At 43.5% G+C, this 11,838-nt stretch carries 11 protein-coding genes; 4 read left to right on the top strand and 7 right to left on the bottom strand.

Features of this window, described 5'->3' with window-relative positions; genetic code table 11:
* Positions 1-82: 82 nt before the first annotated feature.
* The gene (locus tag DDR33_RS21955; RefSeq protein ID WP_317047467.1) at positions 83-1,159 is read right to left on the bottom strand and encodes an LLM class flavin-dependent oxidoreductase; all 1,077 of its coding nucleotides are present in this window, start codon (positions 1,157-1,159) and stop codon (positions 83-85) included.
* Positions 1,160-1,345: 186 nt separating this feature from the next.
* On the opposite strand from DDR33_RS21955, the gene DDR33_RS21950 reads away from it, so the two are divergent.
* Positions 1,346-3,715 (top strand): ABC transporter permease, encoded by a 2,370-nt coding sequence (locus DDR33_RS21950; protein WP_109417953.1) that lies wholly within the window; start codon positions 1,346-1,348, stop codon positions 3,713-3,715.
* Positions 3,716-3,759: 44 nt separating this feature from the next.
* Positions 3,760-4,008 carry a hypothetical protein gene (locus DDR33_RS21945; protein WP_109417952.1) on the top strand — a complete coding sequence of 83 codons (249 nt, stop codon included), beginning with the start codon at positions 3,760-3,762 and terminating at the stop codon, positions 4,006-4,008.
* Positions 4,009-4,064: 56 nt separating this feature from the next.
* On the opposite strand, the gene DDR33_RS21940 is transcribed toward DDR33_RS21945, so the two are convergent.
* Positions 4,065-5,222 carry an iron-containing alcohol dehydrogenase gene (locus DDR33_RS21940; protein ID WP_109417951.1) on the bottom strand — a complete coding sequence of 386 codons (1,158 nt, stop codon included), beginning with the start codon at positions 5,220-5,222 and terminating at the stop codon, positions 4,065-4,067.
* A gap of 411 nt (positions 5,223-5,633) precedes the next feature.
* On the opposite strand from DDR33_RS21940, the gene DDR33_RS21935 reads away from it, so the two are divergent.
* Positions 5,634-6,071 carry a nuclear transport factor 2 family protein gene (locus DDR33_RS21935; protein WP_109417950.1) on the top strand — a complete coding sequence of 146 codons (438 nt, stop codon included), beginning with the start codon at positions 5,634-5,636 and terminating at the stop codon, positions 6,069-6,071.
* Positions 6,072-6,247: 176 nt separating this feature from the next.
* Here the strand turns inward: DDR33_RS21935 and DDR33_RS21930 are convergent, their stop codons facing one another.
* From DDR33_RS21930 to DDR33_RS21915, 4 genes are all read right to left on the bottom strand, one after another.
* A complete protein-coding gene (locus DDR33_RS21930; RefSeq protein ID WP_109417949.1) occupies positions 6,248-7,768 on the bottom strand; it encodes a TlpA family protein disulfide reductase in 1,521 nt (506 codons plus the stop codon).
* A gap of 39 nt (positions 7,769-7,807) precedes the next feature.
* Positions 7,808-8,263: a hypothetical protein gene (locus DDR33_RS21925; RefSeq protein ID WP_146198830.1), complete on the bottom strand. Its 456-nt coding sequence runs from the start codon at positions 8,261-8,263 to the stop codon at positions 7,808-7,810.
* A 584-nt stretch (positions 8,264-8,847) separates the two neighbouring features.
* Positions 8,848-9,429 carry a sugar O-acetyltransferase gene (locus DDR33_RS21920; RefSeq protein ID WP_109417988.1) on the bottom strand — a complete coding sequence of 194 codons (582 nt, stop codon included), beginning with the start codon at positions 9,427-9,429 and terminating at the stop codon, positions 8,848-8,850.
* Between the two features lie 92 nt (positions 9,430-9,521).
* Positions 9,522-10,013, bottom strand: a complete 492-nt coding sequence (locus DDR33_RS21915; protein ID WP_109417947.1) for a GNAT family N-acetyltransferase — start codon at positions 10,011-10,013, stop codon at positions 9,522-9,524.
* 148 nt (positions 10,014-10,161) lie between these two features.
* On the opposite strand from DDR33_RS21915, the gene DDR33_RS21910 reads away from it, so the two are divergent.
* The gene (locus DDR33_RS21910) at positions 10,162-10,533 is read left to right on the top strand and encodes an iron chaperone (RefSeq protein ID WP_109417946.1); all 372 of its coding nucleotides are present in this window, start codon (positions 10,162-10,164) and stop codon (positions 10,531-10,533) included.
* 17 nt (positions 10,534-10,550) lie between these two features.
* Here DDR33_RS21910 and DDR33_RS21905 read toward each other — a convergent pair whose 3' ends face one another.
* Positions 10,551-11,747, bottom strand: a complete 1,197-nt coding sequence (locus DDR33_RS21905; RefSeq protein ID WP_109417945.1) for an MFS transporter — start codon at positions 11,745-11,747, stop codon at positions 10,551-10,553.
* Positions 11,748-11,838: the final 91 nt, after the last annotated feature.

The raw sequence follows: 11,838 nt of genomic DNA, 5'->3' as shown, positions 1-11,838 counted from the left end.
TATCCGGATAATACAAGTACCAGGGCAAAAGCAGTTTATACCAGACTGCTTGCTGTGCCCCGGCAAAAAAGCTTTATTAGCTTTAACCCTGCTTAAAAACTTCGGAAAACAGCTTAAATGAGTGTAGTTTTGCCTGATGATCAAATATATGCGATGCCATCATAATCTCATCAACCCCGGTTTTCATCACAAAATCCTGTAATTCTGTCTTCAGCTTCGAAGGACCGCCAATAAAGGCATATCCGAGCATTTGTTTTACAGCCTGTTCCTCATATACACTCCAAACCTCATCCATATTCGTTACCGGCGGCTGAAGCAGACTTCTCCTCCCCGACACCACTCCGGCAATAAATTGCAGTAATGATGTCGAAAGGTATTCTGCTTCTTCATCCGTATCTGCAACAATGGCATTTACACAAGCCAGCACATAAGGCTCCTTCAGGTTTTCAGATGGACGGAAGTTCTTCCTGTACAAATCAATAGCTGTCAGAAACTGTGCAGGGGCGAAATGGCTGGCAAAAGCATACGGTAAACCTTTTGATGCCGCAAGGTAAGCACTGTCTGTGCTCGATCCAAGGATCCATATAGGTATGTTAAGGCCCTCTCCCGGATTAGCTCTGACTTTGGCATCGCTGTTATCCGATGAAAAAAATTGCTGAAGCTTTTCCACGTCAGCCGGAAAATGATGATGTGAATGGAAGTTCTCTCCCCTGATCGCGAGTGCGGTAGCCTGATCAGTTCCCGGCGCTCTTCCGAGCCCAAGGTCTATCCTTCCCGGATACAGCGATTCAAGTGTACCAAATTGCTCGGCGACGATCAATGGCGCATGGTTAGGAAGCATTATTCCCCCTGACCCGACCCTTATAGTATTTGTGTTCCCGGCTATATATCCAATCAGCACGGCTGTAGCTGAGCTAGCCACATTGATCATATTATGATGTTCGGCAAACCAGTAACGTTCGTATCCTAATTTTTCGGCCAGTAAAGCCAGGTCAAGGCTGTTACGAAAGGAATCCGCAGCCGTCTGGCCCTCGCTGATAGCGGCCAGATCAAGAACCGAGATAGTAATATCAGATAGTGTTTTTCGTGTCATTATTCTTCCGGCAGGATTGATGTTGTACGCCGGTCTCACTTTATACGAAGGTAAATCAAATGACATTCAGGCACCAGCATCTCCCGGAGAAATGACTTTCAATTCACAACCCTGCTGTTCGGAAAAGAACGGCTGTAGCGTCCGGAACCGGACACTATAGACCACATCCCAAAAACCAAAAAACTGATAAACAAACACTTACACCGCCGGCACACATTCTGTAAATCTAATTAAGATTTTTTCGTAAAGCTCATGATCAGAAATTACTTAAAAGCTGCCTGGCGCAACCTCCTAAAAAACAAATCGTTTTCATTCATTAATATTCTAGGTCTCGCTATTGGAATGGCCAGTGCGATCCTTATTTTTCTCTGGATCTACAATCAGGTAAGTCACGATCGTTTTCACGAAAAAACGGACAGGATCTTCGTAATGAATAACAGGGATCATTTCAGCGGAAATATGTGGGCCTGGTCAAGCACCCCGAAAATCATGGGTCCTACTTTAAAACAGGACTACCCGGAGGTAGAGGAGTTTGCACGCACCAATAACTGCAATTTCTTTTTCACTCTCGGCGAGAAGAAAATGCAGGCAGAAGGACTTTTCACAGATCCCGGTTTTTTCAAGATGTTCAGCTTCCCGCTCATCAAAGGGAACATCAGCGATGCGCTCAGTTCCACGAACAAAATTGTCTTAACCGAGAAGTTCGCCGGAAAACTATTTGGAGATGAAGACCCTATAGGCAAAACAGTGAAGATAGACAGTGCCCACTATATGGTGGTAAGCGGAATACTGAAAGATTTCCCCAATAATACAATTTTCAGAGGAGAATATCTCCTGCCCTGGTTATATATGAAGAAGCTCGGATGGGACGACCAGTTCTGGGGCAATAACTCCATCAGAACATTCATCCTCCTGAAACAGGGTGTGAATCAGCAGGGATTTGACAAAAAAATAAAAAACATTACAATAAATCACAGCTCCAAAGCAGGCGAAACTTCTACAACAGAAGTCTTCACCCAAAACCTGGGTGATTCATGGCTTTATTCCAAGCCTGTAAATGGCTATTACACTTCCGGACGGATCGAGATGGTCAGGCTGTTTACAATTGTTGCAGGCTTTATCCTGCTTATTGCGTGCATTAATTTTATGAACCTTAGCACAGCCAGAAGTGAGAAAAGAGCGCGGGAAGTAGGGATACGAAAAGTGGTCGGAGCCCCCCGCATTCATTTGATTATTCAGTTTATCAGTGAAAGTATCCTGCTATCTTTTATTGCCGGTATTGTAGCCCTGATTTTAGTCCTGGTTAGTCTAAAAGGTTACAATCAACTGGTAGGGATCGAGCTTTCTCTCGATTTCTCCAGCCCCGGCTTCTGGCTTGTGTTTATCCTGTTCATATTATTTACGGGCATACTCGCCGGAAGCTATCCTGCATTTTTCCTTTCCTCTTTCAAGCCGGTTAAGGTACTAAAAGGCACATTCAAAAAAGTTCAGGCAGCAATTAATCCCAGGAAGGTATTGGTTGTACTGCAATTTACATTTGCTGTTATACTGATTATATGCACCATCATCGTAAAACACCAGATCAATTTTGCCCTTTCCCGCGATTCCGGGTACTCCCGGGACCAGCTGGTGTACAGCTATCTCCAGGGCGAAACGGAGAAGAACTATCTTCTGATCAGAAATGAACTGCTCAGTTCAGGAGCCGCTGTTTCGGTCAGCAAGAACATGAGTCCCATCACACAGCGATACAGTGACGGCTGGGGTTATGAATGGCAGGACTGCACTGAACAGGATAAGAAAATAGACTTTATAAGGATGTCGGCAGATGCGGATTTTACCCGGACAATGGGCGTTAAGCTTATTGAAGGCAGAGATATAGACATCTATAAATATGCAACCGACTCCAATGCGATGCTGATAAATGAAACTGCTTTAAAACTAATGCGCATAAAGAACCCTGTTGGACAGATAATAAAGGGGGACGGCGGCACCTGGCATATCATTGGTGTCATAAAGGATTTCATTTTCGAATCTCCCTATGCTAAAGTGAATCCTCTCTTTGTCCTGGGCCCGAAGTCATGGTTTAACGTTATGCACTATAAACTCAACCCTGCAAAAACTACAGAAGAAAGCCTGCGTATAGCCGGAGAGATCTTTAAAAAATATAATCCTGAATATCCGTTTCAGTATACCTTCACCGACGACTCCTATGCCGAAAAATTCAAAGAGGAGCAACGTACGGGAACTCTGGCAAGCCTCTTCGCCGGACTTACCATTTTCATATCATGCCTGGGACTGTTTGGCCTTGCCGCATACATGGCCGAAAACCGTACAAAAGAAATAGGGATCCGGAAAGTTCTCGGGGCAAGTATCTACAGTATCACCTCGCTTCTTTCAATCGATTTTTTGAAGTTGGTGGTCCTTTCTTTTCTCATCGCATCTCCGGTTGCCTGGTATGCCATGAACCTCTGGCTGAAGAACTACGATTACAGGATTGAGATCGAATGGTGGACATTTGTTCTGGCCAGTATGCTGACAATACTCATTGCTCTTGGTACCGTTAGTTTTCAGGCAATCAGGGCGGCTATGACTAAGCCCGTAAGAAGTTTACGAACCGAATAGCACAAATGGTACTTTTGTCTGCAAATTATAATCAAATTTGTACGATGGAAGATTCCTTTATGATTGAAATTGCTTATCAGGATAAACAGCTTGAATTTGAAGCAAGATTAAGAATTACCGGCTATACCCACAAAATTGAAGTCATCGTGGAAGATATCCCGGTTCTGTTCGAACCTGACGAGGAACGCACTTACAGGGCACTAATCTCCCCGGAGCATACAGAGACCTCACACAAGATAAAACCCGGGATCTTAGAGGCAATCGCACAAAAGCTGGAATTGCTGACACGATAAGATTAAAACACAAAGGGCCGGATAAAACCGGCCCCTTGTTCTGTGTAAGGTATATCTTAACCCTGGTATGCTTTCATGAAGATCGCTTTAATATCTTCAGCAGTCACCTCTCTTGGATTTCCTCCGGTGCAGGCATCCGCCATTGCCTGGGCAGCCAGCTTGTCCAGGTCTGCCGGATTGAAGGCAGTCTCATTCAATTTTGGAATGTTCAATTTAACCGCCATATCCTTCAAGGCTTTAATAGCAGCCTGACGAGCTTCTTCAACAGAAAGATCTTCAACATCAACCCCCAAAGCTGCTGCAATATCCTTAAATTTTTCAGCGCACACTTCAGAGTTGAACTCTTCAACATAAGGCAGCAATAACGCATTTGCAACACCATGAGGGAGATCATATTCAGAACCCAGCTGGTGTGCCATTGAATGCACAATACCCAGTCCGCAGTTAGAGAATGACAGGCCGGCGATATAAGAAGCCCAGGCCATTTTCGAGCGTGCTTCCAGGTTCTTTCCATCTTTTACCGCATCTTCAAGGCTTTCTCCTATCAGGCGGATTGCTTCAAGAGCCAGCGTGTCTGAAAGGCGAAAAGCACCTTTCGTAATATAAGCCTCAATCGCGTGTGTCAAGGCATCCATTCCGGTAGCCGCAGTGAGCCCTGCCGGTTTATTGAGCATGAGTTCGGGGTCGTTTATCGCAACCGAAGCCAGCGAGTTAGGATCTACGATCACCATTTTAATTTTGCGAACCTCATCGGTAATCACATAATTGATCGTCACTTCTGAAGCTGTCCCGGCAGTGGTATTTACCGCAACAATCGGCACCGACTTATTCTTCGACTTACAAACACCTTCGTACTGAGGCATTTCGCCGCCATTTGTAAAGAGGATACCTATTGCTTTTGCAGCATCCTGAGGTGAACCGCCGCCGATAGAGAGCAAGCCGTCGCATCCTTCAGCTTTAAAAAGCTCAAGACCGTCATAAACGTTCTTCGTCGTTGGATTAGGTTTTACATCATCGAAAATTACATAATCTATCGAGGCTTTATCCAGAACATCAGTAACCTTGGCTACAACACCTACCGACCGCAACACTTTGTCCGTTACGACCAGAAGTTTCTTAAGATTTAGCTTTTCAACTTCTGCACCTGCTTCCTGTATCGCTCCCGGTCCAACTAGGTTTACAGGAGGGAAATAAATTCTTCTTACTGGTTCCATAAAAAATGTGGTTCTATTTTCCGTCAAAAATATCAGCCGGCAGCATTCTAAAAATGATCCAGGTTATTTATATCCGTGACCTGTAGCAGTAGAACACAACATAGCCACCTCCCGTACGAAAGCGGACAATACACATTCATAAGCGAACATTTTTGCCGCACAGACATATGTCAAACAATTGATTATAAGGAAAATACCCAAATGGTATCTGATTGGCATCTATAGAGGCAAACACAATAAATGAAAATGGAAAATAACGAAATATTCTCACCGGCTTATATCCGCCGTTCACCGAAAACTTTCTGCCGGTCACCTAATTAGCATTGCCCGGGTACCAGCTCCACACTACATTTGATTCAACAAAAACAAACGCAACAAATCAACAAACTCATACACAAAATTATTACAATCATGAAAACTCTAAAAGCCCTCACTGCCGTCCTTCTGATCATCTTCTCAGTAAGTGCATTCGCTGATGAAAACAACAAAAACGCTAAATCTAAAATGGAAGCCACTGTCGTTACCTATGTGGATGCTATGAAAAATGGCAAAGTAAAAGACTTGTCTGCTTTGTTCGATCAGGACTTAAAGTATACGATATCACGTGGAGATGTCATTTTGAACTATAACAAAACAGAGCTGTTAGCCGAGCTCAAGAACCACGAAAACATCATCCAGAACTGTGATACCGATTACTCAATCATTGAGTCCAACCCGGTTCAGTCCATCGTGAAGGTCAACCTGAAATATGAAAGCTTCACAAAAGTCAACTTCGTTACTCTTTCAAATACAAGCAAAGGCTGGAAAATCACGAATATCTCCTCCTCCTACTCTACTTCCTATCAATAGGATTTAAAATACATATGTTCACGGGCCGGGAAACCGGCCTTTTTTGTTCTCACCGGTATCAGGATTTATCGAAACAGGGGCCGGGTCTTTAACGATGATTTGCTTTTATGATACTTATCGCATCCGTCTTCAGAATTGCATAACCAAATCCATACTGATTAAACCCAGCACAAATATCACAATAACTCTAATACTTTATCCCTGGCATCCAGTGGCCTCAGCTGGTTTCCCTTTTCCCTGATGATGCCTTTTTTATCAATTAAGATGTAAAAGGGAATTCCTTTTATCTCAAAAGTCCGGGTTAGCTCCGTACTTTGGCGAGGTAAAAGAAAGTAATGCTGCCCGCCAAGCTGGTATTTATCCAGGATAGCCTTCCACTGATCCTTTTCCGAAGCTGTACACAAATAAACAAAAGCAACCTCACGTCCTTTCATCTGCTGTTCCACCAATTTTGAGTTAGGAAACTCAGCCAGACAGGGGCCACACCAGGTTGCCCAAACATCAATGTATATGATTTTATTTTTATTGTTATGGAAAATACTGTCCAGGAGTTGCGCTACTGATGAGCTACCGGCTTCTTTCAATACGGCTTCTGTATACACTTCTGGATGTTCAATCCTCGCCTTTGTCTGAAGGTATAACTCTCTTAGTGGTTCTTTGAGGAAAGGCAACTTAATAAAATCGTTTATAATTCTTCCGAATTTCTGATATCCCGCAATCTGCTGCTTTTCCAACTGCGCTGAGAAATAACTTGTCAGCATGATTTGCCGTAACAGGGTATCAGAAACGCACTTAATAGTGCTATGAAGAATAACCGAATCACCAATTTCAACTGGCAAAAACCAGATCCCCGCTGCCACCGCCGAGTTTTCAGGAAGGTTGTCTTTCATCTGGTCCGCAAGATATTTTTTGAACCGGTCAGCAAAACGCACCAGGCTGTATCCGCTGACCAGCATACCCGTATCAATAGGCAACCGGTTTGCAAGTCGTTGAAAGAAACCTTTCGGCACATCCCAGCTGTTTGACAAAGCCATATTATTAGCCTCCCGGTGATCCATTGGATAAAAAGCCAGGTTGTCATAATATTCTTGCCCGATAAATAGTTGTGCCCATTTCCTACTCCTTTCGTCAGGATGATAGCGGACTGTAAAAGCGTTATATAAACTATCAAAATGTGATTTAAGAGTATCCAGATACAGAGAGTACCTGTCAGGCTCGTATTCCTTTATAGCCTGTTTTTTCCTTCTGTAATCCGTATAAACCAGGTCTGAATAACACATCATTTGAAATGCAGAAGCACAACGATTAGTCTCAGCATGATTTCCGCCATACCTGACCGCAGACAAGATCTCCTGTCTTTGGTCTGAACGTCCGTCGAATTCCACGTGCAGGCTATCCCCCGGATAAACCAGTACCAAAAAGTTGCTTTTATACGTTATCCAGGCATCTGTTGGAATATAACTTTCAAAAGTCACATAGAAGTTCCCGGCGCTGTCCGTCTTGGCTGTAATTTCTGAACTGCTAAACCCTAATCTGTTAACATAAATCTTCAAAGGAAGATCCGGATTATAATGAATAACTTTTCCGCTTATAATTACCTGTTTAGGGGTATTCAATATAGTTTGGCTGTTACCGCCGAAAAATAACAACAAGAAACATGCAAGCAGAAAGCCATGGAGAATTTTGTATCTCTTCATCGTTTATTTATTATCATGATCGTATGGTTTCAAAACTCTTTATCTATAATCTCTTTTATGATACTGGTTTAAATAGACAGATGTTTCGTTTCCCGGAGATAATAATATAACTATTTTATTCTTACGGGGAAGATCTGCCAGCGTAACCTGTGCGTCACAAATCATTGGTACATTTATCCTGAATTCGCCAAGGCTATCAATATCGAATGGAATTTGTTTCTGGTCATTAGTTACCGGATCGCTGACAAGCACCTGGGCCTTACTCCGCATTTCAGGTCTATAGCCTTTAATATGGCCGGTCAGGACAGCGGTTCCTGCTTTTAACGTGGAAACAGGAAGAAAAAGGGAGGAGTCTTTATAGATGCGGCATTCATTATGGTTATTGTAATACTTCCCGCAGCAGAAAGCACCACTTTTTACTAAAGCAGCCAAAGCTACGCGGTCACAAAACAAGCATAAAGAAATTAATGCAAGCTTACTAATCAGGGGTCTCATAATTGGTTTATTCAAGCACAATAAGATTATATTTCACGTAAAAACATGCCCTTACCTCAACCTGCGATGTTCATTTCGGTTAGATCAAAAAGATCGTTGATTAGTCCGGATAATAAAATATCAGCATAAAATAATGATCGCTGTCTTGCAGAGGTTTACATTTTCTCCCTAAAGAAAGAAAATAAAAACCTAAACCACTCGTCAAATCGTCTCAAAATCTCATTATTTCCTCTCAATTAACTCTTTATCCAATGGCCTTCCATCTCTCTGCACGGCGAACATACAGAAAGTCAACATTGCAACGGATCCGCGAATAAATGATTGCTAAAGATTACATCCTGTATTCACGTTTTGACATGAATAATAGATTAGAAGGAAGGCTGGTAGATTATTATTCATTGGGAGTCCACGTAAGCTTCTAAGAGATAGATCAGAGAGCTGGATGAAGAAGATAATATCCTGACGCGATACGCCAGGATATTATCAGTATTTAAGTCTAAATACCACTACCGGTACACTAACTTTAAACCGACTGATGATTATATATCCTCCGTGTAGCTTAGATTTTGCCGGGAAGCGATGATCTAACAAGCAAGATCCTTCGGATCTTCCGTTCCGTTCAGCTTTCTGATAACTCTCGCAGGGTTACCCACGGCAAGAGAATCAGCCGGAATATCTTTCACCACAACCGAACCCGCACCAATTACACAGCGATCGCCAATAGTAACACCGGGGCAGATAGTCACATGCCCGCCAATCCAGCAACGTTCCCCGATGGTTACGGGCCTGCAATCTTCCCAGGTATCCCGCTCATCGGCATCAAGCGGATGACGGGCGGTATAAATATGGACGCCCGGCGCCAGCATGGTGTGAGCGCCTATAGTCACTTTCGCGCCGTCGAGGATCACCCCTCCGAAATTTATGAAGACCTTTTCTCCAGCATAAATATGGTCACCGTAATCACAATAGAATGGCGGCTCAAAGTGAATGTTCTTTGCAGAATTGGGGCACAGCTCGTTCAGTACCGCTTTAAAATTCTCTGTATAGTACTCCGTTACATTTAACCTGTGAAGTATTCGCTTAACTTTTGTCCTGATAGCGATCATTTCGTCGCTGTGCGCGTCGTACGGTTCCCCGTCAAACATCTTTTCTTTCTGTGTCTTCATAAAAAATCCAGCTGTTAAAGCCTGTAATTCTACCAATATTAAGTTTTTCGCGTGGAGCTTGATCAGGTTAATCATGACTGCCTGAAAAACTTTTACAACATCTTCTGATAAGCAACAACATCCAGCACCCGGTTGAACTTCTCTCCCACTCCCTTAAAGTGAGCACACTTCTCGTATCCGTTCCGTTCGAAAAGACGGATGCTATCGGTATTTTCCCCTGTAATGATACCAAGCAGCACTTTTATTTCATTTGCAGAAGCCACTTCCTCCATTTTCTCCATGGCCTTTCTGCCAATTCCACGGCCTGTACAACCCGGCCTTAGATAGAGTGTCACTTCTGCACTTCTGTCGTATGCCTGCCTTTTTTTATAAGGAGCCATATAGCAATAGCCGCAAACAGAGTCCCTGTCGTATATCAGGAAGGATTTATATTTAGCATGACCAAGAGGGATGATCTCTTTAAGTTCTTCCAGCGACACCTCCTCTGTGTGAAATGTAGCAGTCGAATGAAGAATATAATGATCGTAGATCTCCTTAATTACCGTGAAGTCGTCTTTAGTTATTTCTTTAAAAACAGTGCTCATAATCTAATATCTGAGTGAGCTAAATTGAGGATAGCCTGGCCACAGCTCAAACTTAGATAAATTACCGCTTATTACCCGCAAAAATGTCGCTATTGCCCCTTCTTATCAGGAATTGTTAAGCTACCTTTACCTGACAGCAATCAACGCCATGAACACAGATAAACCAGAAACTATCGACGGATATATCAGCAGTTTCCCCGAAGATATTCAAAAAGTTCTTCAGGAAGTACGTCAGACCATTAGGGATGCTGCCCCTGAAGCTAGTGAAGCAATCAAATATGCGATTCCCACATTTATCCAGAACGGCAACCTCGTGCATTTTGCTGCTTTTAAAAATCACATAGGCTTCTACCCCACTCCTGCGGGAACTGAAACTTTTGCAGAAGAACTTTCGGTTTTTAAGACCGGAAAAGGATCCGTTCAGTTTCCCCTTGATCAGCCTATGCCCCTGGATCTTATAAAAAGGATTGTGCAATTCAGGATCAAACAACAACAGGAAATAAAGAAAGCAAAGAAATAAGATATCAGGATACAGTTCTACGCAGCTTCCGGTACTCTCGTGCGCATTTGAATGCTATAACAAATAATAAGCCCCGAGAACACCAGCAACATACTGAAAAGGAAAATATTGAGCATTCCGAACTGCGAAGCTACAGCACCAATCAGCGGGCCTGTAACCCCAAGGGAAACATCAATGAATAAAGCATATCCGGCCAGAGCAGATCCCTTGTTAGAAGGAGATGCCAATTTTACGGCTTCCACACCCAATGCAGGGAACACCAGGGAAAATCCCAGTCCGGTAACGCCGGCACCGGCCATTGCCCACACCGGATCTTTCGCAAGCCAAAGGATCAATAGTCCGGCAGCTTCGAATGCAAGGCTTATAGTGCTTACCCATAATCCTCCATATTTATCGATCATCCCGCTAAAGAACACGCGGCAAAGAATAAATACAACGCCGAAAACTGTCAGGGAAAGTGCCCCATTTTCCCAGTGGAGATACTCAAAGTACAGTGTGATGAAAGTCGAAATTGTTCCAAATCCAATTCCGCCAAGCGCAAGGCAAATACCGTAAGGCGATACTTTTTGCAATACTTTCAGGAAAGAATGCCTCTGCGATTTCCGGTCACCTTTAATAGCAGTTTTTCGCATGGAAATGACAAAGCCAACTGCACTGATCAGGACAATCAGCCCCCCCAGTCCGGAAAGCCCTATCCACTTTTGGAGGACCACACCCAAAGGGGCTCCTATGGCAAGTGCTCCGTAGCTGGCAATGCCGTTAAATGAGATGGCTGTAGCGGTATGCTTTTCTCCTACCTTAAGCATCGCCCAGTTAACAGGACTTGCTCCAATCATTCCCTCTGCGAAGCCCGTCACCAGCCGGGTAATAGCAATCAAAACCAGGCAAATAAAGCCATTCCCGGTAAACATGCTTGCCAGGGCGAGCAGCAGGCCGCTTAATGCAAATGTTCCCATCCCCTGCAACACGGCTGGTTTAGGCCCCTTTCTGTCTACAATACTCCCGGAATATCCCCTTACCAGGAATGTCATAACATACTGGAGACTGATAACCCCACCAGCAACAATCGTATTATACCCTAATGTCTGATGAATAAAAACCGGCAGAACTGCCAGTGATAAGCCAATAATTAAATATCCTAAAAAAGTAAGAAATACAAAACCTGCGATCTCAACTCTCGTTCTTCTAAGCGAATACTCCGATTCTTTCCCCATTCTCTGTTATACCCGAAAACCAGGTGCAAAAGTAACATACCCCTCCGGATTCAGATATAAACTTCAGAACAAAAAAACATGAAAATAGTGT

This window comes from Pararcticibacter amylolyticus, from assembly GCF_003130405.1.
GTDB classification, from domain to species: Bacteria; Bacteroidota; Bacteroidia; order Sphingobacteriales; family Sphingobacteriaceae; genus Arcticibacter; species Arcticibacter amylolyticus.
This window is presented reverse-complemented; position numbering and strand designations above follow the sequence as displayed.